The 24,439-nt window shown below is 71.3% G+C and carries 23 protein-coding genes; 9 read left to right on the plus strand and 14 right to left on the minus strand.

What is annotated here, in order from left to right:
• Window positions 1-3: 3 nt before the first annotated feature.
• The 7 genes from ACWEEU_RS15200 to ACWEEU_RS15230 all read right to left on the minus strand — a co-directional run bounded on the left by ACWEEU_RS15200 (window position 4) and on the right by ACWEEU_RS15230 (window position 7,329).
• Complete coding sequence (locus tag ACWEEU_RS15200; RefSeq protein WP_451732395.1) at window positions 4-1,218, minus strand: cytochrome P450; 1,215 nt, start codon at window positions 1,216-1,218, stop codon at window positions 4-6.
• Between the two features lie 11 nt (window positions 1,219-1,229).
• Complete coding sequence (locus tag ACWEEU_RS15205; protein ID WP_385739618.1) at window positions 1,230-2,282, minus strand: type III polyketide synthase; 1,053 nt, start codon at window positions 2,280-2,282, stop codon at window positions 1,230-1,232.
• A 251-nt stretch (window positions 2,283-2,533) separates the two neighbouring features.
• Window positions 2,534-2,764, minus strand: a complete 231-nt coding sequence (locus tag ACWEEU_RS15210) for a DUF6213 family protein (protein WP_361785055.1) — start codon at window positions 2,762-2,764, stop codon at window positions 2,534-2,536.
• A 25-nt stretch (window positions 2,765-2,789) separates the two neighbouring features.
• On the minus strand, window positions 2,790-4,175 hold the full coding sequence (locus tag ACWEEU_RS15215) for an NADP-dependent succinic semialdehyde dehydrogenase (RefSeq protein WP_451732399.1): 1,386 nt from the start codon (window positions 4,173-4,175) through the stop codon (window positions 2,790-2,792).
• A 74-nt stretch (window positions 4,176-4,249) separates the two neighbouring features.
• A complete protein-coding gene (locus tag ACWEEU_RS15220) occupies window positions 4,250-4,723 on the minus strand; it encodes an NUDIX domain-containing protein (protein WP_018546606.1) in 474 nt (157 codons plus the stop codon).
• Complete coding sequence (locus ACWEEU_RS15225; RefSeq protein ID WP_451732404.1) at window positions 4,720-6,258, minus strand: ATP-dependent DNA ligase; 1,539 nt, start codon at window positions 6,256-6,258, stop codon at window positions 4,720-4,722. Before ACWEEU_RS15225 ends, ACWEEU_RS15220 begins: the two co-directional genes overlap by 4 nt.
• 60 nt (window positions 6,259-6,318) lie before the next feature.
• Entirely contained in the window at window positions 6,319-7,329 is a 1,011-nt protein-coding gene (locus ACWEEU_RS15230) for an NAD(P)/FAD-dependent oxidoreductase (RefSeq protein ID WP_451732407.1), read from the minus strand.
• Between the two features lie 70 nt (window positions 7,330-7,399).
• Here ACWEEU_RS15230 and ACWEEU_RS15235 point away from each other — a divergent pair, with 70 nt between their 5' ends.
• The 5 genes from ACWEEU_RS15235 (at window position 7,400) to ACWEEU_RS15255 (ending at window position 11,777) form a co-directional block, all read left to right on the plus strand.
• The gene (locus ACWEEU_RS15235; protein WP_385739606.1) at window positions 7,400-8,023 is read left to right on the plus strand and encodes a helix-turn-helix domain-containing protein; all 624 of its coding nucleotides are present in this window, start codon (window positions 7,400-7,402) and stop codon (window positions 8,021-8,023) included.
• A 129-nt stretch (window positions 8,024-8,152) separates the two neighbouring features.
• Window positions 8,153-9,124, plus strand: a complete 972-nt coding sequence (locus ACWEEU_RS15240; protein WP_385739603.1) for an NADPH:quinone oxidoreductase family protein — start codon at window positions 8,153-8,155, stop codon at window positions 9,122-9,124.
• Window positions 9,121-10,338, plus strand: a complete 1,218-nt coding sequence (locus ACWEEU_RS15245) for an acyl-CoA dehydrogenase family protein (protein ID WP_451732411.1) — start codon at window positions 9,121-9,123, stop codon at window positions 10,336-10,338. The genes ACWEEU_RS15240 and ACWEEU_RS15245 overlap by 4 nt, the downstream gene beginning before the upstream one ends.
• Window positions 10,335-11,447: an acyl-CoA dehydrogenase family protein gene (locus ACWEEU_RS15250; protein WP_451732413.1), complete on the plus strand. Its 1,113-nt coding sequence runs from the start codon at window positions 10,335-10,337 to the stop codon at window positions 11,445-11,447. Before ACWEEU_RS15245 ends, ACWEEU_RS15250 begins: the two co-directional genes overlap by 4 nt.
• A gap of 135 nt (window positions 11,448-11,582) precedes the next feature.
• Window positions 11,583-11,777 carry a hypothetical protein gene (locus ACWEEU_RS15255; RefSeq protein ID WP_199582179.1) on the plus strand — a complete coding sequence of 65 codons (195 nt, stop codon included), beginning with the start codon at window positions 11,583-11,585 and terminating at the stop codon, window positions 11,775-11,777.
• Window positions 11,778-11,805: 28 nt separating this feature from the next.
• On the opposite strand, the gene ACWEEU_RS15260 is transcribed toward ACWEEU_RS15255, so the two are convergent.
• The 7 genes from ACWEEU_RS15260 to ACWEEU_RS15290 form a co-directional block, all read right to left on the minus strand.
• Window positions 11,806-13,002, minus strand: coding sequence for a phosphodiester glycosidase family protein (locus tag ACWEEU_RS15260; protein ID WP_451732416.1), 1,197 nt, complete (start codon window positions 13,000-13,002; stop codon window positions 11,806-11,808).
• 7 nt (window positions 13,003-13,009) lie between these two features.
• Window positions 13,010-13,372 carry a DUF779 domain-containing protein gene (locus tag ACWEEU_RS15265; RefSeq protein ID WP_385739590.1) on the minus strand — a complete coding sequence of 121 codons (363 nt, stop codon included), beginning with the start codon at window positions 13,370-13,372 and terminating at the stop codon, window positions 13,010-13,012.
• A 107-nt stretch (window positions 13,373-13,479) separates the two neighbouring features.
• Entirely contained in the window at window positions 13,480-15,408 is a 1,929-nt protein-coding gene (locus ACWEEU_RS15270; RefSeq protein ID WP_451732419.1) for an N-acetylmuramoyl-L-alanine amidase, read from the minus strand.
• Window positions 15,409-15,662: 254 nt separating this feature from the next.
• Complete coding sequence (locus ACWEEU_RS15275) at window positions 15,663-17,201, minus strand: M1 family metallopeptidase (protein ID WP_451732422.1); 1,539 nt, start codon at window positions 17,199-17,201, stop codon at window positions 15,663-15,665.
• A gap of 7 nt (window positions 17,202-17,208) precedes the next feature.
• Entirely contained in the window at window positions 17,209-17,445 is a 237-nt protein-coding gene (locus ACWEEU_RS15280; RefSeq protein WP_385739581.1) for a hypothetical protein, read from the minus strand.
• Between the two features lie 13 nt (window positions 17,446-17,458).
• Window positions 17,459-17,593, minus strand: coding sequence for a hypothetical protein (locus ACWEEU_RS15285; protein WP_451732425.1), 135 nt, complete (start codon window positions 17,591-17,593; stop codon window positions 17,459-17,461).
• A gap of 28 nt (window positions 17,594-17,621) precedes the next feature.
• Window positions 17,622-17,945, minus strand: a complete 324-nt coding sequence (locus tag ACWEEU_RS15290; protein ID WP_451732428.1) for an NUDIX domain-containing protein — start codon at window positions 17,943-17,945, stop codon at window positions 17,622-17,624.
• A gap of 50 nt (window positions 17,946-17,995) precedes the next feature.
• Between ACWEEU_RS15290 and ACWEEU_RS15295 the strand changes: the two genes are divergently transcribed.
• The 4 genes from ACWEEU_RS15295 to ACWEEU_RS15310 are packed head-to-tail and all read left to right on the plus strand — an operon-like array spanning window position 17,996 to window position 24,043.
• Window positions 17,996-19,609: an integrase gene (locus ACWEEU_RS15295; protein WP_451732431.1), complete on the plus strand. Its 1,614-nt coding sequence runs from the start codon at window positions 17,996-17,998 to the stop codon at window positions 19,607-19,609.
• Window positions 19,606-21,468 (plus strand): hypothetical protein, encoded by a 1,863-nt coding sequence (locus ACWEEU_RS15300; protein ID WP_451732434.1) that lies wholly within the window; start codon window positions 19,606-19,608, stop codon window positions 21,466-21,468. Before ACWEEU_RS15295 ends, ACWEEU_RS15300 begins: the two co-directional genes overlap by 4 nt.
• The gene (locus tag ACWEEU_RS15305; RefSeq protein ID WP_451732437.1) at window positions 21,465-23,609 is read left to right on the plus strand and encodes an integrase; all 2,145 of its coding nucleotides are present in this window, start codon (window positions 21,465-21,467) and stop codon (window positions 23,607-23,609) included. The genes ACWEEU_RS15300 and ACWEEU_RS15305 overlap by 4 nt, the downstream gene beginning before the upstream one ends.
• Complete coding sequence (locus ACWEEU_RS15310; protein WP_161107188.1) at window positions 23,606-24,043, plus strand: hypothetical protein; 438 nt, start codon at window positions 23,606-23,608, stop codon at window positions 24,041-24,043. The genes ACWEEU_RS15305 and ACWEEU_RS15310 overlap by 4 nt, the downstream gene beginning before the upstream one ends.
• Window positions 24,044-24,439 lie beyond the last annotated feature (396 nt).

Genomic DNA, 24,439 nt, shown 5'->3' on the forward strand with positions numbered 1-24,439 from the left:
CGCTCACCAGGTCACCGGCAGCGCCTCTGGACCCCGGATCAACGCGCCCTTGCGGAAGGGCACCTGGTCCGGGGGCACCGCGAGCCTCAGACCCGGCACCTGGTCGAGGAGCGTGTCCACCAGGAGTTCGGACTCCAGCCGGGCCAGCATCCCGCCGGGGCAGTAGTGCGGTCCGAAGCCGAAGGACACGTGCGGGTTGGGGCTGCGCTCGAAGTCGATCGTCTCCGGGTCCGGGAAGACCTCCGGGTCGCGGTTGGCGGCCAGGTAGGAGACGTAGACCGTGTCGCCCGCGCGGATCCGCACGCCCCTGATGTCCACGTCCTCCAGGGCGATCCGGGACAGGCCGACCGCGTTGCGGTGCGGGATGTAGCGCAGCAGCTCGTCGACTGCCCTCGGCCGGATCGCCGGGTCCCGGCGCAGCCGGTCCGCCAACTCCGGCCGGGTGAGCAGCAGATAGAACATCTGCCCGCTGTTGTTGGTGACCGCCTCGCCGCCGATCTGGAGCAGCACGGCGAGCCCGACGGCCTCCTCCAGGGTGACCTCCGCCCGGCCCAGGGCCGCGCCGAGCAGCGAGACCACGTCCTCGCCCGTGCTGCCCTCGCGCAAGGCGATCAGGTCGGAGAAGTAGGCGCCCATCTCGCGCTTGGCCTTCTCGCTGACCTCCTTGCCGTGCGCGGAGGACAGGATGAGCTGGGTCCACTCGTGCATCGAGTGCCGGTCGGCGGCCGGGACGCCCATCAGCTCGCAGATCACCCCGATGGGGAAGGGGCTCAGCACGGAGCGGGTGAGGTCGGCGGGCGGACCGTCCTGGAGGAGTTCGTCGACCAGCTCCTCCAGCATGTGCCGGGACCTCTCGCGGACCCGCTCGACGCCCTTCGCGGTGAACGCGGCGGCGACCGCGCGGCGCAGCCGGGTGTGGTCCGGCGGGTCGAGGAAGCCGACCGCGCCGCGGTCCGGGATGAAGTGCGGGGCGAGCCGGGTGACCGGCTTGTCCATGACCGCCTCCCGGCCGAACCGGGGGTCGTTGGTCACCGTGCGCACGTCGTCGTGCCGGGTGACCAGCCACGCCCAGCCCTCGCCGTTGGGCAGTTGGATGCGGGTGACCGGGCCCTCGCGCATCAGCTCGGTGAGCACCGGGTCGAAGTCCGTCCCGGCCAGGTCGAGCGCCGGCCACTGCCGGACGGGAGGCTGGGTCTCGGTGAGTGTCTCCTCGGACATGGCGCCTCCTCTCAACCGCCGTCGGACCAGCGGCCGACGGTCATCTCGGCGGTGATCCCGGGCCCGAACCCGGCCATCAGCCCCCGCGCCCCGTCCTCGGCGCCCCCGTCGTCGAACAGCCGGCGCAGCGCGTCCAGGACGACGGCGCTCGCGATGTTCCCGTACTCGGTGAGCGTGGACCGGCTGAACCGGAACGCGTGCGGCTCGACCTTCAGGAACTTGCTGAGGTCGTCGAGTATTCGGGGACCGCCCGCGTGGATGATGTAGAAGTCCAGGTCGGAGGCGTTCCAGCCATGGGTGCCCGCGAGGTCCTGGAGCGCCGGAGCCAGCGGCTCCATCGTGGTCGGCACCCGCTTGTCCAGCAGGAAGTGGAACCCGGTGTCCCGCACGTCGTACGAGATCCAGTCCTCGGTCTTGGGGATCAGGTACGAGCCGTTGCGCTCCAGCTCGACACCCCGGCCGCCCCGGCCGCGCACGACGGCGGCCGCGATGCCGTCGCCGAACAGCCCGTTGGACAGCAGTGATCCGACGCCGAGGTCGGTGGGCTGGTAGCACAGCGAGCAGAACTCGCAGGCCACGATCAGGGCGTTGGCGTCGGGGTAGGCCGAACAGAAGTCGTGCGCCCGGTTGATGGCCGCACCGCCCGCCGCACAGCCCAACTGGGCGATGGGCAGCTGCCGGGTGGTGCTGGAGAAGTCCATCTCGTTGATCAGCCACGCGGTGAGCGAGGGCATCATGAAGCCCGTGCACGACACGTAGATGATGACATCGATGTCCGAGGTGAGGAGTTCCGCGTCGTCGAGCGCCTCGCGGATCACCGCCGGGACCCGGGCCTTGGCCTCCGACTCGTAGAGCTTGTTGCGCTGCTCGAACCCCGGGTGCTTCAGGGTCTCCTCGATGGGCTGCACGATGTGCCGGGTGCGCACTCCGGTGTTCTCGATCAGCCGGAGGGCCAGCGGGAGCTGGGGGTTGTCCGCATGGTGCGTACGCGCCAGCTCCAGCGTCTCCTCCATCGTGATCACATGCTCCGGCACGGACACCGAGGGTCTGCACAAAGTCGCCATGAGCGGTCCCTGCTTTCGCCGTCCGGCGGGCCTTCGTCCGCCGGTCAGAAGGTGGTCCACCCACACTCACCCGAGAGAGCGACGAACTCGCGCGGTGTTACTCCGAACCGGCGAGAGCAGAGAGTGACGATCTTCCGTTTTCGCAGGTCAGCGGCTACTTGAAAGCAGGGCCGAGGGCAACTCCCCGAAGGGGCGCGGGGAGCTGCGCGATCGGCCACCACGCACCCGCACCCGACCTCCGGCGGACGGAACTACGGCGCTCCGCTGCTATGAGCGATGCACGCCACGTCGATCCGGTCGGCCAGCTTCGCCAACTCGATGGTCAGCGCGGCAACCGTATCCTCGTCCAGCCTCTCCCCGGCCTCCACGAGATGCACCCACCGCGCCCCCACACTGCGCAGCAGCGCACTCACATCCGCCGCCGACACCTGCAAGGCGCCACGGTCGTCCACGATCAAGGGCAACGTCACTTCGCGGGTCACAGTCGGGATCGTAGTCCGGCCGCCCTCACGCACCCTGCCAAACCGTCGTGATGTTGCAGAACTCCCGGATTCCCTGCCCGGACAGCTCACGTCCGTACCCCGACCGCTTCACACCGCCGAAGGGGAGCGCCGGGTGAGAGGCCGTCATCCCGTTGATGAAGACGCCCCCCGCCTCGATGTCCCGCGCACAGTGCGCCATCTCGTCCGGGTCGTGGGTCCACACGCTCGAACTGAGGCCGAACGGCGAGTCGTTGGCGATCAGGATCGCCTCCTCCAGGTCGTCGGCGCGGTACAGCGTGGCGACGGGACCGAACGCCTCCTCACGGTGGATGCGCATCTCGCGGGTGATCCCGCCGAGGACGGTCGGCGGGTAGTACCAGCCCGCGCCCTCGGGCCGCTCGCCCCCGCACAGCACCTCGGCCCCGCTGCGGCGCGCGTCGTCGACCAGTTCCTCCACGTCGTTGCGGCCCTGCTCGGTGGCGAGCGGGCCGATGTTCACGTTCTCGTCCAACGGGTCGCCGACGGTGAGTTCCTTCATGCGGGCGACGAACTCGGCCACGAACGCGTCGTACACGTCCCGGTGGATGATGAACCGCTTCGCGGCGATGCAGGACTGGCCGTTGTTCTGCGTGCGCGCGAGCACCGCCGTGCGCGCGGCACGGTCGAGGTCGGCGGAGGGCAGGACGAGATAGGGGTCGCTGCCGCCCAGCTCAAGGACCGTCTTCTTGATCATCTCGCCGGCGGTGGAGGCGACCGCGCGTCCGGCCGGCTCGCTGCCGGTGAGCGTCGCGGCCTTCACCCGGTCGTCGCGCAGGATCGCGTCGACGGCGGAGGAACCGATCAGCAGGGTCTGGAAACAGCCCTCCGTGAAGCCCGCCCGGTGGAACAGGTCCTCCAGGTACAGGGCGGTCTGCGGCACGTTCGAGGCGTGCTTGAGCAGTCCGACGTTGCCCGCCATCAGCGCGGGCGCGGCGAAGCGGATCACCTGCCAGAGCGGGAAGTTCCACGGCATCACCGCGAGCACCGGGCCGAGCGGGCGGTAGACGACGCGGGCCCCGATGGCGCCCGAGTCGCGTACGTCCTCCGGGTCCGGTACCTCGTCGGCGAGCAGTTCGGCGGCGCGCGCGGCGTACCAGCGCATCGCCTTGGCGCACTTGGCGGCCTCGGCGCGGGCCTGGCCGATCGGCTTGCCCATCTCCAGGGTCATGATCCGCGCGACCTCGTCCCGGTCCTCGTCGAGCAGGTCGGCGGCCCGGTTGAGCAGCCGGGAGCGCTCGGCGAGCGGGGTCGTGCGATAGGTGCGGAAGGTGGCCTCCGCGAGCTGGAGCCTGCGCTCCACCTCGTCGTCGTCCATCGGCTCGTACATCTTGAGCGTCTCGCCGTTCGCCGGGTTCACCGTCGCGATGGGCATGGCTGGCCTCCCTGAGCGGTTTTTCCTCGACCTTCGCGCGTGCCGCGGGGCAGCGCAACGCGTGGCCGTCCGTCTCAGCCCGAGTGCTCCGCCAGCCGGTCGAGAAACGCCCCCTGCCCGGCGACGAGCACTTCCCGTGCCTTCTCGGGCGTGAACCAGGCCACCCGGTCCAGCTCGGGGAACTCCTGCGTACGTCCCGAGCGCGGCGGCCACTCCATCGTGAACGTGCCCGGCGAGATCGTCCCGGGATCGAGGTCGCCCTCGACCGCCCAGGCGGTGACGATCTTGCCGTTGCGCTGCGCGATCTCGCCCAGCGGCAGCGCCTCGCCGTCCGGCGGTTCGAGCCCCAGCTCCTCGCGGAACTCCCGCCGGGCCGCCTCCCACGCGGGCTCGTCCGGCTCGTACTCGCCCTTGGGGACCGTCCAGGCCCCGGCGTCCTTCTTCGTGTAGAAGGGGCCGCCCATATGGCCGAGCAACACTTCGAGTCCGTCATCGGTGTGGCGGAACACCAGCAGTCCCGCGCTGCGCTTCGTCGCACGCACTGTCACGTCATGACCTCCGGGTGGGCCGCGAGCAGGTCCTCCACCGTATCGGCCTCCTCGGGCCGCTTGTCCTCGCGATAGCGGACCACGCGCGCGAAGCGCAGGGTGACACCGCCGGGGTAGCGGGTGGAGCGCTGGAGGCCGTCGTAGGCGATCTCCACGACGAGTTCCGGGCGGACGGTCACCCCCCAGCCCTTCTCCTCGACGGTCAGCTCACCGAGGCGCTCGGTCTGCCAGGCGAGCATCGCGTCGGTCATGCCCTTGAAGGTCTTGCCCAGCATCACGAATCCGCCGTCGGCGGAGCGGGCGCCCAGGTGCAGGTTGGAGAGCTTGCCGGTGCGTCGCCCGTGTCCCCACTCGGCGGCCAGGACCACCAGGTCCAGGGTGTGCACCGGCTTCACCTTCAGCCAGGACGCGCCGCGCCGGCCCGCGCTGTACGGCGCGTCCAGCCCCTTGGCCACCACTCCCTCGTGGCCGCGCGCCAGCGTCGCCGCGAGGAACGCCTCCGCCTCGCCGGTCTCCTCGGGACCCGTCACCAGCGCCCGGCGCACCCGCATCGGCTCCGGCACCAGCCGGGACAGCTCCGCGTGCCGCTCGGCGAAGGGCAGGTCCAGCAGATCGCGGCCGTCGACGGACAGCGCGTCGAAGAAGACGGGGGAGACCGGCACCTCCTCGGCAGCGCGCGCCACGTCCACCCGGGAGCCGACCCGGCCCGCCGTCTCCTGGAAGGAGCGCGGCCGGCCGTCCGGGCCGAAGGAGATCACCTCGCCGTCCAGCACGAACCGCTCGCTCGGCAGCCCGCGCGCGGCCGCCACCACCTCCGGCAGCCGGTCGGTGATGTCGTCCAGGGTGCGGGTGTGGACGCCCACCGTGTCCCCGTCGCGGTGCACCTGGACCCGGATGCCGTCCAGCTTCTCCTCGACCGCGCACGCCCCCAGCTTCTCCACCGCCTCCGCCACCGAGGAGGCGCTGCGCGCCAGCATCGGCAGCACCGGCCGCCCCACCGTGAGCCGGAACCGGTCCAGCGCCGCGGGGCCCTCGGCGAGCAGCGCACCGGCCACCGGCTGCAGCGACCCGGCGAGCATCACCGCCCGGCGCACCTCCGCCGGGTCCGCGCCGGTCGCGGCGGCCAGCCCCTCCACGGCGGCCGCGTCCAGGGCGCCCTGCCGCACCTCGCCCGTGAGCAGGGCCCGCAGGAAGCGCTGCTCGTCCTCGGTGGCCGCGCCCATCAGCTCGTCGAGGATCCGGGCGCGCTCCTTCTGCGAACCCGCGCCGGACACCGCGCCCAGTTCGGTCAGCAGGGCGTCGACCTCCCGCACGGTGAGCGAGGGCTCCGCGGAGGGCGGCACCGGAGCGCCCAGCACCTTCCAGCCGACCCCGATCCGCCCCTGCGGCAGCCGTCCCGCCAGATAAGGGATGACGATCGGCACGTCGGCCGGCTGCGCGTCCCGGAACAGCTCCGCGAGCAGGGCGGTCTTGCGGTTACGGGACGCCGTCGCGGCGACCTCTCGGGAGACCTCCGCGAGGCGGGTCAGCAACATGCAGTCATGGTGCCTCGCAGGAGGCGCGATCACACCCGCGGTCAGGCGGACCCGGCCGGGCTACGCGGGCTCGGCCGCCTTCGCGTCCAGATCCGCGAAGAGCAGTTCCCCGTTGATCGTGGCGCCCGCCCGGTACCCCCGGCTCGCCGCGTTCACCACCTGCTCCGCGAACCCGCTCGCGTTGCCCGCCGCCCACAGTCCCGGCACGCTCGTCAGACCCCGCTCGTCGATCACCGGGTACCTGCCGAACGGCGTCTCGCGCATCTCGGCGCCGAGCGAGGTCAGCAGCTCGTCGCGGGGTACGGCGCGCGGGGCGACGTACAGTGCCGCGCGCTCGTGGACGGTGCCGTCGCCGAGGCGGACCCCGGTGAGCCGGTCGTCGCTCACCACCAGGCCGCTCACCTCGCCGGAGACGACCTCCACCCCGGCGGCGGCGAGCCTGCGCCGGTCCTCGTCCGCCAGGTCGGACTCCCGCACCTCGTGCAGGAAGAGCCGCACGTCGTCGGACCACTGGGTGACCATCAGCGCCTGGTGGGCGCTGAGCGGGCTCGTGGCGAGCACGCCGGTGGGCAGGTCGCGGGCCTCCCAGCCGTGGCAGTACGGGCAGTGGATCACGTCCCGGCCGAAGCGCCCGGCCAGGCCCGGGACGGGCGGGAGCTCGTCCCTGAGGCCGGTGGCGACGACCAGGTGTCGGGCGCGTACCGTCCGGCCGCTCGCCAGGGTCACGGTGAAGCCGCCGGGTGCCGGGGCGGGGCCGCCGGGCGCCGGGTTCGCGTCGCGGCTCGCCGTCGTCGCCCGGTCCCGCACCAGTTCCACGCCGTACCGGGCGATCTCCTCGCGGCCCGCCGCCAGGAAGTCGGCCGGTGCCATGCCGTCGCGCGACAGATAGCCGTGCAGGTGGGCCGAGGGCGCGTTGCGCGGTTCGCCCGCGTCCACCACCAGCGTGCGCCGCCTGGCCCGGCCCAGCACCAGCGCGGCGGAAAGCCCGGCCGCGCCGCCTCCCACGACGACCACGTCGTAGCCGTTCTCGTCGCTCTTCCCGTTCCCGGAAATCTCGGTCAAGGTGACCACCTCCGGTCCCGACGGTCGCGCGCCCCCTGCCGTGTTGACAAACCTGTTTGCCGATTCTGCAATGAAGGACATGAACCACAGCCACCGGGAGACGGAAGAGAGCACCGAAGGGAGCACCGAGGAGGTGCTGGCGGGCGTCGGGCCGCGCCTGCGGCGCATCCGCAAGCAGCGGGACGTCACCCTGGCCGCCCTCTCCGAGCGCACCGGCATCTCCGTCAGCACCCTGTCCCGGCTGGAGTCGGGGCTGCGCCGGCCCAGCCTCGAACTGCTGCTGCCCATCGCGCAGGCGCACCAGGTCCCGCTGGACGAGCTGGTCGGGGCGCCACCGGTCGGTGATCCCCGGGTGCGGGCGAAGCCCCTGACGCGGGACGGGCGCACCTTTCTGCCGCTGAACCGGCGCCCCGGCGGGCTCCAGGCGTTCAAGGTGCTCGAACCGCGGCGCGTCCGCGAGCCCGACCCGCGCACCCATGAGGGCTACGAGTGGATGTACGTCCTCTCCGGCAGGCTGCGGCTGGTGCTGGGCGACCACGACGTGGTGCTCGGGCCGGGGGAGGCTGCCGAGTTCGACACCCGGGTGCCGCACTGGTTCGGGTCCACGGGGGAGGGGCCGGTGGAGTTCCTGAGCCTCTTCGGGCCACAGGGCGAGCGGATGCACGTACGGGCGCGGACGGGACGACAGGGCGAGAAGGAGTGAGCCGTGGGCGGCCCGGGGGTCCGCGTGATCGATGGCGAGCGGCGCGTGACCGCCCTTCCCTCACCGGCAAGCGACCGCTTAGTATGCCGGAGAACCCGGTCGCACGAGGCAGTCCCGTGGAGGCTTCACATGCAGGCATGGCAGGTGCACGAGAACGGCGAGCCGGGTGAGGTGATGCGTCTCGCGGAAGTGGACCGCCCGGTGCCCGGCGAGGGGCAGGTGCTGCTCCGGGTGCGTGCCGCCAACGTCAACTTCCCCGACGCCCTGCTGTGCCGGGGCCACTACCAGATCCGGCCGCCGCTGCCCTTCACGCCCGGCGTCGAGATCTGCGGCGAGACCGAGGACGGGCGCCGGGTGATCGCCAACCCCGCGCTGCCGTACGGCGGTTTCGCGGAGTACGCCCTCGCCGACGCCCGCGCGCTGCTGCCCGCTCCCGACTCGCTGGACGACGCCGAGGCCGCCGCCCTGCACATCGGCTACCAGACAGGCTGGTTCGGCCTGCACCGCAGGGCGCACCTGGAGGCGGGCGAGACCCTGCTCGTGCACGCCGCCGCCGGAGGCGTCGGCAGCGCGGCCGTGCAACTCGGCAAGGCGGCCGGGGCGCGCGTCATCGGCGTCGTCGGCGGCCCCGAAAAGGCCGCTGTGGCCCGTGAGCTGGGCTGTGACGTGGTCGTGGACCGGCGGAGCGAGGACGTGGTCGCCGCCGTCAAGGAGGCCACCGCCGGCCGGGGCGCGGACGTGATCTACGACCCCGTCGGCGGCGACGCCTACGCGCAGTCCGCCAAGCTGGTCGCCTTCGAGGGCCGGATCGTCGTCGTCGGCTTCGCCGGCGGCACCATCCCGAGCCCCGCCCTCAACCACGCCCTGGTGAAGAACTACTCGATCGTGGGCCTGCACTGGGGCCTGTACAACACCAAGGACCCCAAGCTGGTCCTGCGTTGCCACGAGGAACTCACCGAACTCGCCGCGCGCGGCGCCATCAAGCCGCTGATCAGCGAGCGCGTACCCCTGAGCGGCGCGGCCGACGCCGTGCAGCGGGTCGCCGACGGTACGACCACGGGCCGTATCGCCGTGGTCCTGGAGAACGGAGCCGCCGCATGACCGACGCCGAGGAACTCCGCCGCCGCACAGTCGAGTTGCTGGCCGCGCATCCGCCCGCCACCACCGACCGCCTCGACTTCCTGCGCGCTCGCTTCGACGCCGGACTCGCCTGGGTGCACTACCCCGAGGGCCTTGGCGGACTCGGTGTCCCGCGCGCCCTCCAGGCCGTCGTGGACGCCGAGTTGGAGGCCGCGGGGGCGCCCGACAACGACCCCCGGCGCATCGGCATCGGCCTCGGCATGGCCGCGCCGACCATCCTGCGCTACGGCACCGACGAGCAGAAGTCCCGCTTCCTGCGCCCGCTGTGGACCGGCGAGGAGGTGTGGTGCCAGTTGTTCAGCGAGCCCGGCGCCGGATCCGACCTGGCCGCACTCGGCACCCGCGCCGTCCGGGACGACGGGGGTGCCGCCCGCTCGAGCGAGGCCGAGAGCGGGGGATCCTGGGTGGTCAACGGGCAGAAGGTGTGGACCTCCAGCGCCCATCTCGCCCGCTGGGCCATCCTCATCGCCCGCACCGACCCGGACGTGCCCAAGCACGCGGGCATCACGTACTTCATCTGCGACATGAGCGACCCCGGTGTCGAGGTCCGGCCGCTGCGCCAGATCACCGGCGAGGCCGAGTTCAACGAGGTCTTCCTCACCGATGTGCGCATACCCGACTCCCGCCGCCTCGGTGAGGTCGGCGACGGCTGGCGGGTCGCGCAGACCACGCTCATGAACGAACGCGTCTCCATCGGCGGTATGCGGCTGCCCCGCGAGGGCGGCATGATCGGCCCGGTCGCGAAGACCTGGCGCGAGCGCCCCGAACTGCGCACCCACGATCTGCACCAGCGCCTGCTGGGGCTCTGGGTCGAGTCCGAGGTCTCCCGCCTCACCGCCGAACGTCTGCGCCAGCAGCTCGTCGCCGGACAGCCCGGCTACGAGGGCTCCGGCATGAAGCTCGCCTTCGCCCGCCTCAACCAGGAGATCAGCGGCCTGGAGGTCGAACTCCGGGGCGAAGAGGGGCTGGGATACGACGAGTGGACCATGCGCCGTCCCGAACTGGTCGACTTCACCGGGCGCGACGCCGGATACCGCTATCTGCGCGCCAAGGGCAACAGCATCGAGGGCGGGACCAGCGAGGTCCTGCTGAACATCGTCGCCGAACGCGTCCTCGGCCTGCCCGCCGAACCGCGCACCGACAAGGACGTCGCCTGGAAGGACCTCGCCCGATGAGCACGACGAACTCCGGTGTGCGCACGCCGGCAACCGAACCCGATCTGCTCTACTCGGAAGAGGAAGAGGCCCTCCGCGCCGCCGTCCGCGACCTGCTCGGCGACCACTGCGCACCCGAGTCCGTGCTCGCCCGCATCGAGTCGGACACCCCGCACGACCGCGCCCTGTGGAAGCTGCTGGCCGACGGCATGGGCCTGGCCGGACTGCTGATCCCCGAGGAACTGGGCGGTCAGGGCGCCACGCACCGCGAAGTCGCCGTGGTCCTGGAGGAGTTGGGGCGCTCCATGGCCCCCGTGCCGTATCTCGCCAGCGCGGTCACCGCCACCGAGGCGCTGCTCGCCTGCGAGGACGCCGAGCTGCTGCGCGACCTCGCCTCCGGACGTGTCGTCGCCGCCCTCGCCGTCGGCCTGCACCGAGCACCCGGTGCCGCCTTCCCCACCGCCCGTCTCGAAGGGGGCGCGCTGCACGGCGAGTTCACCGGCATCGCGGACGCGGCCGCCGCCGACGTGCTGCTCGTCCCGGCCGACGACGGCGGGCTCTACGCGGTGAACGCCGACGCGGCGAGGGTCGCCCCGCAGATCTCGCTCGACCTGACCCGCCCCCTCGCCACCGTCAGCCTCACCGGAGCGCCGGGCCGCCGCGTCGGCGCTGCCCAGCCCGCCGTGCGCCGCGCCCTGACGGCCGCCGCCGGACTGCTCGCCTCGGAGCAACTGGGCGTCGCCGACTGGTCGTTGACCGAGACGGTGCGCTACCTCAAGGAGCGCAGGCAGTTCAACCGTCCCGTCGGCGGCTTCCAGGCGCTCAAGCACCGGCTCGCCCAGCTGTGGCTGGAGGTCGTCAACCTCCGCGCGGCCGCCCGCGCCGCCGCCGACGCCCTCGCCACGGGCGTGGACACCGAGGTCGCCGTGGCCGTCGCCCAGGCGTACGCCTCTCCGGTCGCCGTGCACGCCACCGAGGAGGCCGTCCAGCTCCACGGCGGCATCGGCATGACCTGGGAGCACCCGGCGCACCTGTACCTCAAGCGCGCCAAGGCCGACTCGCTCGCCCACGGCACGGCCGGCGCCCACCGCGAGGCGCTGGCCGCACTGGTCGACCTCCAGGCGCCCTGACACCGGCCCACCGACAGCCCCCGTCCGCGCGACATCACCCGGACGGGGGACACGTCAGCAGCCCGGACGGACCCCCCGCTACGCCACACTTGCGGCCGAACGCCGCCCAACGGGCGCGCGCGGAGGAGGTTTCCGATGGCCGTTTCCATCTCGGTGATGTTGCTGCTCCTGATCCTGGCGGTGGTCTTCCTGCGCAACGGCGCACTGAAGATGTCCCACGCCCTGACCTGCGTCCTGCTCGGCTTCTGTCTGGCGGGCACGAGCATGGGCCCGAGCATCTCCAGCGGGCTCACGGCGACGGCGGAGCTGGTCAGCGGGCTGCGCCCCTGATCCCCCGTGGGGCGTGTCGCCCGGTGGCTCACGGCACCGCGAACACCCCGATGCCGTTGGGCACCGGCCGTTCCGCGCCGCCGCTCGGATGGCTGCGGATCACGATGCCGCCCCGCTCCCGCGTGACCAGCTCGGTCGACCCGCCGCCGTCCAGGTTGAACCCCTCGGCCGCGCCCAGCGTCCGCAGGGTCGCGGCCTCCTCGGCGACGGTCAGACCGGTCCGGTAGCCGGCCGATCCGTCCAGCGCGAGCAGCAGCAGCCGACGGCCACCCGGGGTCACGCCCACCGCCGTCCGCACGGCCGAGACCCTGTCGTCGAGACCGGGCAGCGGTTCGCCCCCGCTCAAGACGGGGAAGCCGCCGAGCGCGAAGGCGTACGGCACCGACCCGGACACCAGGCCGTACCGCACCCGCACCCGGTCGCCCACGGACAGCGCGGCCAGCCGGCGTGCCCCGCTGCCGCGCCCGAGCAGCACCGTCGTGCCCGGGGCGATGGGGCCGGCGCCGGGCCCACCGGACACGGTCACCACCCGGCCGGCGCGCACGGCCACCTCCCGGGCGTCGGTGTCACAGCCGGCCGCCCTGTCGGTGTCGGTGCCGCACACCGCACGCGCCCGTGAGACGGTGCCCCACCACATGGTGAAGGCACCTATGGAGTCCTGGGGGAGCGCGTACTGATTGAGGCCGCCGAGCGGAAGGGCGCCCGCCGCCGTGCGGACCGAGCCGACCAGCCGCAGCCGTCCCGGCCGGGCCCTGCGGTCGACGCCCACGCCGAACACCTCGCGCCCGGTGGTGCCGGGCGGCGGCGCGGGTCCGAAGCGCTGGCCCGGCGGAACCGCCGCCTTCATGGCCCGGCCGTCCGCGACCGCCGGTCCCACGGTCGCGCCCGTCGCCTCGACACCCGGATGCTGGGTCTCGGTGATGTCGAAGAAGTCCCCGTTGACCCCCGCGACCGCCCCGGCCGTCTCCACGAGCCGCGAGACCGTCTCCCGCGCGGCCACCGCGCCCGGGTGCAGCAGCCGGACCCGGACATGCCGGTCGCCCAGATCCACGGTGAGCAGATGCACCCGCGCGGTCCCGGCCGCCCCTGCCACGTCGAACTGCCGGTACCGCACGCCTCGTACGACCGCGCTGCCGTCCGGGGCGGCTCCCGCCGGGACCACGAACACGGTGAGCAGCGCGAACACCGCGCCGCACGAAGCGATCACCGCCGACCGGCGGTTCACGGCGAGGCTAGCCCTGAACCACGTGCGAGCGGATCAGGAACCGCACCCCTTCGGGCGCCTCCAGCGAGAAGCCGCTACCCCGGCCCGGCACCACGTCCACCGTCAGACGCGTGTGGCTCCAGACCTCGAACTGGGACCTGGACATCCAGAACGGCACCGCCTCCGGCACGTCCTCGACGGCGAGTTCGGCCAGGAGCACGTCGGAGTCGCCGGTGCGGAACTCGCCTGCCGGGTAGCACATGGGCGCGCTGCCGTCGCAGCAGCCGCCGGACTGGTGGAACATCAGCGGACCGTGCTCGGCCCGCAGCTTGCGCACCAACTCGGCCGCCTGCGGCGTGAGCCGGACGCGAGGGACCTCTTCGTCTGCCATCGCTTCCTCCAATGCCTCCAGTCTGCTGGCTTCCCAACAGCACGTCCAGCAGGCGTACTTCACGGCGGAGAGCCGGCCCCCTCGCGGAGTCGGCCCTCGACCCGGGGTCAGCGCTGCGGTGTCGGACCCGCGTGCGCCGGCGCGCCCGCCGCACCGGGCGTCGAGATCACGTCCACGTCGCTCGCCCGGACGTAGGCGAGCCGGTGGTCCAACTGGATCTCGTAGTACGCCTCCTGGCCGTTGATGACCGGCGCCGGGATGTCCTGGAAGGTGGAGCGGTCCACGTACGAGCCGAACACCCGCGCCCCGGTGACGTACCGCTGGCCCGCCTTGATGGTGTACGGCAGCGGGGTCTGCTGCGCCTCGTCCATGCCCTCGGGGTAGGCGGACGCCTCCGGGAGCGCGCGGCCGTAGACCTGGATCTCGTCCCGGTCCGCCTTGGGGGTGATCATGTGGCCGCGTGCGCCGACCGCGGTCGGCCGCTTCTGCGGGTTCCTGAACCACGCCTTGTGGCCCTGGAACCAGATCGCCGTCCAGTCGCCGCGGCGTTCGGCGACCGCGAAGGTCTGCCCCGTCGAGACCCGCGAGGCGAGGTCGTCCACGTCCACCGTGGCGTCGTCGCCTTCGGGCCGCCGGCCCGGGTCCTGGATCAGCGGGGCCTCCTTGGAGGGCTCGGTGCGCAGCCGGACGGCGCTCGAACCGTGCGGCGCGCAGGGCGCGCCCTTCTCCGAGCAGCCCGTAAAGACCGGCTCGTGCCTTGCGTAGTCCGGAAGGATCATCACGATGTCGCTGTCCGGCCCGGCCGTGGCCCTCAGCGGCGCGCCGAGCAGGTCGAAATAGTGCCGCCAGTCCCAGAAAGGACCGGGGTCGTCGTGCATGTCCGGGATGCTGCCCCCGGTCGGTGAGGGAACGTTGTCGTGCCCGAAGACGTGCCACCGGTCGAGTGGGATGGAGTAACGTTTCGCCAGATATTTCACGAGCCGGGCCGACGACCGGTACATCCGCTCGGTGAACCAGGCGTCCGGCTGGCGCAGGAAGCCCTCGTGCTCGATGCCGATCGAGCGGCCGTTGACGAACTGGTTGCCCGAGTGCCAGGCCGCGTCCTTGGTCTTCACGTGCTGGGTGACATGACCGTCGCTGGAACGGATGGAGTAGTGCCAGGACACCTCCTCCGGGTCCTGGATGGTCGCGAGCATCGAGGCCAGCGGTGCCTCGGTGTCGTGGATGACGATGTACTCGATCCGCTGGTCCTTGGGGCGGTTCGCCAGGTCGTGGTTGCCGTAGGCGTCCTCGTTGATCCGGACGTAGGGCGCGCTCAGCCAGGAACAGTTCAGCTCCGGCGGGCACTCGGAGTTCTTCGAGCGCTCCGCGCCCTGCGCGGTGGCCGGGTGCGGGCGCACCTGGGGGCTCGCGGCCAATATCACGTGCTGTCCGGCGTCGGTGACCCGGTCGGCACCCTTGCGGATGACGTCGAAGACGTCGTTCGCGTACGCCTCGGCCTGCGCCGTGTCGGTCGGCCCGCCGAACTTCGCCACCGCCTCCCACCACTGGGCCGGATCGGCGCTCAGCGGCTTGCCGAGCTTGCGCTGGGTCTCGGCGAGCAGGGCGGCACCGCCGCGCACGTTGGCGGCGTCGTCCCTCTGGAGTCGCTCGGGCGGCAGCTTGAGGAGTCCGGCGGCCCGCCGCAGGTCCGCCTGGCCACCGGTGTTCGGGGAGGCGGTCCCGTGGGAGGCGGCCGGACTCGGTGTCAGCGTCTGCGGCCGGGCTGTCACATGGTGCCGCGGCTGCTCGGGCGGCGGCCCGGCGGAGTCCACCAGGTGCATCGGGCCGTAGCCGCCCACCACACTCGCGACACCGGGATGGGAGTCCCACCTCGACTGGAGGTAGGACACGCCCATCAGCACGCTGCGGGGCACGTGGTACTCGGCCGCGGCGGCGGTGTAGTCGTCCTGAAGGCGGTTCTCGGACGGGCCGCCGCCGTCGTCCGAGTGGTCGAGCAGCAGCAGCGGCAGCAGCAGTGCCGCCGAAGCGCTCACACAGACGATTCGCCGGTGTCCGCGCACATAACCGGAGACGCGGGGGGCGACGCGTTTTCTCATACGGGAGGCTCCAACGAGGTCGGCGTGGCCAGAGAATGCGACCAGGGCGCAGGGGCCGGCCCTGCACGTCGCCCCTCGTACGTTTCCTTGCCTCGCGCGCCACGTCGCGCCGAGCGTCAACCGCGTGGACCATCCCCCGCGCCGAGGCCACCCGGTCGGCGGCAGCCGCGCCCCGCCCGGCGGACGGCGACTCAGTCCTCCTCCACCGGGTCGGTGTGCCAGTCCGGGTGACCAGGCATCGGCGGTGTGTGCGCACCGTACAGCCAACGGTCCAGAAACCGTGTCAGGTCCTCGCCCTCGACCTTCGAGGCGAGCCTGACGAAGTCTCGGGTACCGGCCGTCCTCCCCTGGTACTCCGTCACCCAGGAGCGCTCGATCCGCCCGAAGGCGTCCGCGCCGACCTTCTCCCGGAGGGCGTAGAGCACCAGCGCGGAGCCGTCGTAGCGAATTCTCCGGAACAGCGTGTCCTCGGCCGGCTGGGCCGGGGCGCCGTCGTCGTGGCGCCACTGGTCGTGCTGCTCGTAGGCCGAACGCATCATGTCCGCCATGCTCGGGCCGCCGTGCGCGTCGGCGTGGAGCAGCTCGTAGAAACGGGCGTGGCCCTCGCTCAGCCACAGGTCCGACCAGCGGCGGATCGCCACGCTGTCACCGGTCCAGTGGTGGGTCAGTTCGTGCACGAGGTTCCGCTCGGCGGTGACCTGATCGCCCAGCAGGTCGGCGCTCGGCACGGTCGACAGGGACTGGGTCTCCAGCGCCACGGGCAGATCGCCGGCGCCCACGAGCACGCCGTAGCGGCTGAACGGGTACGGGCCCAGCCGCTGCTCCAGCCAGGCCAGATGGTCCGGCGTCAGCGAGCGGTACGCCTTGGTGTCCGCCACCAGTGCGTCCGGCACCACGTCCCGCACGGGCAGCCCGTGCGGGCCCCTGCCGTCGATCACCGTCAGCCTGCCGATCGCGAGCTGGACCAGCTGCGCGGCGAGCGGCTGCTCCGAGTCGTACGTCCACCGGGTCCGCCCGCCTGGTCGCCGCTCGCGCTTGACGAGCCGTCCGTTGGCGACGGCCGTGATCCCCGGCGGGGTGGTGACGCGGAAGGTGTAGGGCGCGCGCAGGCTGGGGTGGTCGTCCGCCGGGAAGATCATCTTGGCGCCGTCGGGCTGGGGCGAGAGCAGCATGCCGTCGTCGGTGGGCACCCAGCCGTAGTCCTGGATCGCGTCGTCGCGGTGACGCCGCTGCGTGGGGTCGGCGGTGTACGCCACACGCACGGTGAAGCGGTGCCCGCGCGCGAGGGGTCGTCCCGGCGTGACGACCAGCTCGTCGCCCTTCCGCTCGGTTCTCGCCGGGGCGCCGTCCACGGTGACGGCGCCCAGCGTGTTTCCGGCGAAGTCGAGGTCGAACCGGGACAGGGCCTGCGTGGCGGTCGCGGCGATGGTCGCGGCGGCGGGGAAGGGCGTGCGGGGCGCCCGCCAGTCGAAGTCGAGGGTGTACCGGTCGACCGTGTACCCGCCGTTGCCGTCGAGCGGCACGAGCGGATCACCGATGCCGGGCGCGCCGGGCCGGGGCACGTCGGCGGCCCGCGTGGCGGTACGGGTCGCACCGGGGGCCGGGTGGGGTGCCGGGTGGGGGCCCGGGGTCCTGGAGCGTGGTTCGAGGACCAGGAAGGCGGTGGCGGTGAGGGCGACGGCGGTACCGGTCAGGGCGAGGAGGGGGAGAGTGCGGCGGGGGAGAGGCATGGCGGCACTATGTCAGGGTGAGACGTGATATGGGGGTTTTGTGCGGCTTCCCTGATGTCGGCGGTGTCCCCGGACGCCCGCTCGCGAGGCTGTACGCCGTGCCGATGATGCGGTGCCGGGCCTCGGCGGGAAGGCGGGCGAGGATGCCGGGAAGCGGGCGTTCGCGTTCCACCTGGCCGCGGTGCGCCAGGATCGCCGCCCACTTCAGGTCCAGCCACGGGCGTACGTCCACGACCGCGCTCACCTGGTGGTCGATGTCACAGCCCGGTCGCGTAGACCTGCCCGGCCCGCCGCGACATCAGCACCTCGGGCCCGCCGTCGCCCTCGCGGCGCAGAATCAGATGGACGTAGACGGGCTCGGTGTGACGACGCCCGGCACTCAACGACGGCACCGCTCAAGCTGCTTGGCGTTCAATCGGCTCACCAGCCCATCTCCGTGTACGTGCGCCCGGCGCGGATGCCCTCGATGGCCGCGCGGGCGTAGGGGACGACCGGGTCCGGGAGATCGTCCGGGGGCCACCAGCGCCAGGCCAGGCACTTGTCCGGCTCCCTGACCTCCGGGACGCCCTTCAACTCCCGCACTCGGAAGATCAGTTGCATACGAGGCCGTCTCCGCGGGGCGTCCAGCAGATGCACCACGTGCGCGAACTCGACGTCGGCGGGGTCGATCACCAGCCCGCCCTCCTCGTACGCCTCCCGCACCAGGCACGCCACCGCGGACTCCTGCTCGCAGTGTCCGGCCATTCTCTAGGCTCCTCTGAGTTGTCGGTTCAGGATGTGTCGGGAGGGGGCTCGTGAACGTACTGGAGCACTGGAATGTGGACTTCTATGACTTCACCGTCCCACCCCCAACCACCGACGATCCGGACATTCTGAGGTTCGGCGATCTGCTCGATAGAGCGGCCCGCAACGGCGCGCGCCACGGCACCCCAGTCATCACCTCTCCGTCGGGTCGGCCGGACCCTCGCATCAACCTCTTCTTCCGCACGGGCCGCATGGCAGCACACGAAGCAAGCACCTGGCGGCGGTACGCGTACGCGCTGATCGTGTGGCTGGACTTCCTGGATGCCATCGGCACGTCGTGGGACTGCGCGAGCGTACGCGATGTCGAAGCGTTCAAGGACTGGCGAATCACGGACCTGCGCAATGATGAACGGATCCGACCGACTTCATTCGATACGGACCGCGCGGCCCTGAACTCCTTCTACACCTGGGCGAGTTCGCGCTACGGAGTGTTCAACCCGGTGCCGACCGTCCAGGCCGACGACTCGGACGAAGCCGCCTGGAGGCCCGGGCCGGGTTACACGCAGCAGCGCCGGGACCCACTGCGGCCGGCGGGCTCGAGACGCCGCCAGGTGAAGTGGTTGCTGCGGGCTGCGCTGGAGCAGTGGCGGAACATCGGTCTGCGCGGATTCGACTTCGATGGTCTGCGCCGGGATGGATGGCGGGGGTTCAACGAGGACCGCGACTGCGCCTTCGTCGACGGGCTCTACGGCACTGGTCTGCGGGTTCGGGAGTGGGTCAGTGGCCTGGATGTCGAACTCCCCGCATCAGGTGCAGAGCGGATGGGGGAGGCGTGGCTGGCCGCGAAGTGCATCAAGGGTGGTGAAGAAGGCCGAAAGTACTGGATCCCGCGACGTGTACTGCAGTCGGTGGAAGGTTATGCGGATCCTTTGGAGGGTTCGCGGGCGGAGGTGATCCGCCGAGCTCAGCAGCGGGGCCGGTACGACCGGCTGCGCGGCGTGCGGATTGCCACCGGCCACAACCCCCGGACCGGTGAGCTCTATCTTGAGGGCCGCAGCGGGCCGGCGGCGCTGGCCTTGGACGTGCTCGCGCCGGACGAACGCCGCATGCTCTTCCGCCGGACCCCCGCCGGGCTGGAGCCGCTCTGCCTGTGGCTCTCGGTGAACGGACTGCCGAAGAAGGTCCACAGCTGGGAGGACACCTTCGACGACGCGAACAAACGCGTCGCGGAAGCGTGGGTGCGCAGAACCGATCCGGACGGGCGCCTGACCGGGGAGGAGCGCGAACGGATCCGTCACGAATGCCCGCTATGGGCGACCGCCCATATGTGCCGGCATTCCTTCGCCCTGAAATGGTTCTCGATCCTGTCCCTGCTGGAGGAGCGGCGGCTGGAGGGATTCACCTCGGAGGAGATCGAGGACTTCCGAGATCAACTCGGGGACATCTGGCTACAGTTGGCGATCTTGCTCGGCCACAAACACCCGGACACCACCCGGGACCACTACCTGGAGCCCTTCACGGGGCTGCAGTTGTCCTACTTGATGTCGTTGCTCGATGACGACGAGCAAGCTGGCGTGGACTCGCTGGTGCGCATCTTCGCGCGGCACGGCGGTTCCACCATCGTGCCCGTTGCCGTGGCAGCCACTCCAGGAGACGCCCAGTGAGTAGGCGAGGTGGCCAACGAGCGTCCCAGCCGCCCTCGGACTGGCAGCCTCCTGAGCGGCTGCCCGCCGACGGGGATCGAACCACGGTGGTCTTCTACGAGGAACAGAGCGGGAAGAGTCACATCCTCGACTTCTCGTCCTTCCCGGCGCCGCTCGCGATGCAGCGGTGGATGGCCGTGTTGCTGGCGGCCCGGTGCGGTGCGCGTGGCGGCAGTAAGCGCCTGGCCACGGCGAAGAGGTACCACTGGATACTGCGCCGCTTCACGGTGGTGCTGTCGGAGGCCGGCCGTGTGCCGTCGACGCCGGAAGAATTGGCGCCGGAACACTTCCAGATACTTCGCGACCGGTACGAGGACCATCCGACGAGCCTGCGGCTGCACCTGCAAGCGCTGCGGCGTCTCATGTGCAAGCGCGACGACCTGACGGAAGAGGCCCTCCACGCTCTCCTGCGCACACGGCTTCCCGCCGCCGCGGAGGCGACGCAGGTCATGGCGTACAGCGACCACGAGTGGCAGCAGATCATGACCGCTGTGCGCCGTGATGTCCGTATCAGCCGGGACCGCATCCGTGCGGGAGTGCGGCTTCTGGCCCGCTTCCGGGACGGTGAACTCATACCGGGCAGCAGAGAGGAGGCCCTGGGAAGGATGCTGGAGCAGTTCGCCACGACGGGGGATCTGCCCCGGAACGAGTCCGGTGTCCTGCGGGACGAGGTCTCCCGGCTCGGCGGCGCGATGGCCATCAGCGGCATGCTGAGTCTCACCCGCGACGAGTCGACGGCCTTCGCGCTGCTGCTGAGCGCGCTGACCGCGGAGAACTTCGGGACCGTCAAGACGTGGCCGGCTCTGCACACCCGGCCCGACGGCGGGGTGACGGCGCAAGCGGTGGCCCTGGTCGAGGAGGCCAAACCGCGTCGCGGCCCCGACCGTGAGCACATGGTCGCCGCACTTGAGGATCTCCCCGCCTCCCTGCGCGAGCTGGCCGAATCCGAGGACGCCGAGCCCCGGCTCTTCCACTCGCCGCTGCGGGTGTACCAGCTGCTGCTGGAGCTGACACAGACCGCTCGCCGCCTCAGCGGAGCGACCCGCCCGTTCATCAGCTACAGCCCGAAGCGCCGCTCCGCGTTCGGCAGAGACATGTGGAACACCGAGGTGCACGTGAAGCACTGGAGTCAGACGCGGGGCTTCCCCTCGATGCGCGAAGCTGTCGCCGGGGGACCCCCCGTCGTGCAGGTTCGGCGGATCCGCCAGAGTGCGCTGGAGCTGAAGCGGCGCCCGGTCGCCCACAGCCGCGAAACGTTGCGGGACCACTACCTCAAGCGCAGCCGCACGGTGCAGGAGCAGAGCCGTTCCGTGGTCGGCAAGGCGCTGCGCGAACAGGTCGCGAAGGCACGCACAGCGATGGAAGTCCCGGTGTTCACCCCGGCCTTCCTCGACCGCGCGGCTCGGGACCCGGAGGCGGCAGCGGCGGAGGCCGGGCTCGACCCGGAAGCCCTGAAGCGGCTGCTGGCCGGGGATCAGGACACAGTGCTGACCGGATGCGTCGATCACCTCGCCGGGCCTGACACGCCGCCGGGGACACCGTGCACGGCCTCGTTCTTCGCATGCCTGGGATGCGGGAACGCTCGTGCTCTCCCACACCAGTTGCCGGTCCAGATCGTTGTTCGCGACCGTCTTCTCGCCACCCGCCCCAACTCCGATGCCGCGACCTGGCACGCGAAATACCAAGCGGCTGCCGACCGACTGGAGGACATCCTGCGTCACTACACCCCTGCCGAGCGCGAGCAGGCCCGCGCCAAGCTGAGCGACGGGCAGAGCGAACTGATCGACGACCTGCTCGCCGGAAGGCTGGATCTTCGATGACCGTGCCCTCGGCCACTCCCGCGCCAGGAGGCGGCAGCCTGCCGGGGCAGGCGCTCTGGCCTGCCGACGACGTCCTCATCCTCCGCAACCGACCGGTACGGATCGGTACTCCGCCCTCGCGCATGTCGCGATTCGCAGATGAGCAATGGCATGTCCAGCCGGCCCACCGCGACGCGCACCTTCAGATCTCGGCCATCTCCTGGTCCAGCTTCCCCGCCGCGCTGCGTCGGCATTTCCGTACGTTCTTCCTGGCCGCCCTGGACCACCCCGTCCCGGTCGAGCCGGGCGGGCGGCAGCGCCCCGCCGAGCAGGCCAGCGTCGGCAGCTTCCCCTACTGGGTCATTGACATGCGGGTCCTGGCGCTCTGGCTGGACGAGCAGGGGTGCCGCGACCTTTCCGAGGTACGCGACGCCGACCTGGAGAGCTTCCGCACCTACGTGCTCGGCCTGGACCGCGACAGCCGCCGAAAGTCGGACCTGATCACCGCGGTGCGCCTGCTGTGGCTCTTCAGCGAGCACATGCCCGCCCAGTGCCGCCTCGACTGCGACTTCCCCTGGGCCGGCCAGACCGCCAAGGAGGTCGTCGGAGCACCGGCAGGGACGGAACGCGAGAACAAGACACCCCGCATCGCCGACGACACCATGGAGGGCCTTTTGGCCTGGACCCTGGTGATGATCGAGGAAGTCGGCCCCGACATCCGCGACGCCTGGCACGAATACCAGCAACTGGAGGCCGGGAGGCACGTCTCGCAGGCCAGGTACACCGGCACACGGGAGGAACGGCTTCGCGCATACCTCTCGTACTGCCGTCAACAGGGCGTCGCCCTGCCCGGCCACGACGGGGGAGGTATCAACCATGGGCACATCAAACGACTCATGGGCATCCCGAAGGCGCACCGCCAAGGGGTGTCCGCGGCCATGCGGGATCTCCTTGCCGACAGCGGTCTGCCCGTCGCGCCCTTCTCCGGTATCGGCCGCATCACCGGACAGGTCCATGGCCGCCCCTGGCGTGAGCACCCCATTACGATCGGGGAACTTCCCTCCCTGGTGCGGCTGCTGTCTGCCGCACTGTTCACGGCGGTCTGCTACCTCTCCGGAATGCGTCCCGGCGAGGTTCTCAATCTGCGCCGGGGATGCCGTGATACCGACGAAGAGACAGGTGAGCTCCTGGTCCATGGCTTCCGCGGCAAGGGCTTCGACCGCGTCCCCGACCAGCCGGACGTTTCCGAACCCCTGCGTCCGTGGGTGGTCGTGGACGTGGTGCACGCGGCCATCGGCCTTCTGGAAGAGCTGCACGATCTTCCGTTGCTCTTTCCCTCCAGCCTGATCAGCGCCCACGGCGAGCGTCCCGCCACGGTCAACGCACGCACAGGCCGCGCCATGAATGACGACATCCAGGATCTGATCTCCTGGATCAACTCCACCTACCGCAGAGCAGATCGCGGCGCCCCCATCCCGGCCGATCCTGCCGGCCGCATCAACGCCAACCGCTACCGCCGCACCCTGGCCCGCTTCATCGTCCGCAAGCCGCGGGGACTGATCGCAGCTGCACTACAATACGGTTATATTCACACAAAAGTGACCCTGAGCTATGCCGGGTATGCCGATCCCTCCTGGCTGCACGACATCGCCGTGGAGAAACTCGAGCTCATCATCGACCAGGTCGAACAGGACGGCCGGCGCCTCGCGGCCGGTGAGCACGTCAGCGGCCCCTCTGCCGACGAGTACCGGGCCCGCGTGGAGCGCACCGCGTCGTTCGAGGGCCGAGTGGTGACAAGCGCCGGCAGCGTGGAACGCCTCCTGGAACAGATGGATCCCGCGATCTATCACGGGCAGGGCATGACGTGCGTGTGGCGTGCGGCCACGGCCGCCTGCCGCAAGGCCAAGCTCGCGCTCGGGCTGCCGGACGATGACACGCCGGACGAGTCGGAGTGCCGGTCCTCGTGCGTCAACCTCGCCTACACCGACCGTGACATCGAAGACGTGCAGCGCCGGCGCGAGCGGCACCGGGCCGACGCGGCCGACCCGCTGGCCCCCAGGCCCCGGCGCGACCGCGCGGCGGCGCAGGCCGCGCAACTGTCGGGGATCATCGACCGCCACCAAGTACACGGCGCCCCTGACGCCGGGGAAAGGACCGCATGACCAGCCGACGCCCGCGGGATCGGGAAGCCGAACGTGCCGCGCTTCGGGCCGCAGCCGACCGCCTCCTGGCCGGCACGCCCCTGCGCTCGGTCTCTGGGAAACTCACCGCCTCCGAGCTGCTTCGTGAGTCCGGGCTCCGGCGCGATGTCGCCTACGGCGACCACAAGGACCTCGTGGAGGAGTTCCAGGCGCGCGTCAAGGCGCAGAGCGCCACACCGGCTGCCATGCAGGAACTAGCCGATCAGAAGGCCGAGTTGAAAAAGAAGCTTGCCGACGCGACGGAAGCCTTGGTCAAGGAGCGCGCCGTCACCGCCACACTGCGCCGGATCGTCGCCGAGCTCGATCTGGAGCTCGACCAGGCCCGCGAGGAGCTCGGGCATTCCGGGAACGTCACCCGTCTCCCCACTCCGCGGCGGCGACCGGCGCGTCGGTGACCGTTCTCTCGAACCGGAACTGTGAGCCGAAAGCGGCCGAGGTATGGAGGGGTGCGGCAGTCCTCGCACAGCGACTGCATCCGCTTCCCTGCGGTCTCCCCGCGGAAGCGCCCGAGTGCCACGCACATCTCGCACTTGTGCTCGGAGGCGGTTTCGGCGGCATTCGACACGAAGGTGGCCTGGTCGGCTGGTTGCCGCTGATTGATGCGGTCGGTTCTGGGACAGGGTCTTTGAGAAGTGCCGAGGTGGGCCGTTCGCCTGCTGAGAGCCGAATGTGACGGCTTGTCGGCTTCTACCCGGAGGCGCTCCTGGACGCAGAACAGGCATGGCCGCTGGTGATCATGTGGGTGTCGAGTCCGTATGAGCACCGTGCGAGTCCATGCCTGCGCGCCCATC

It is taken from the genome of Streptomyces sp. NPDC005004, from assembly GCF_053600675.1.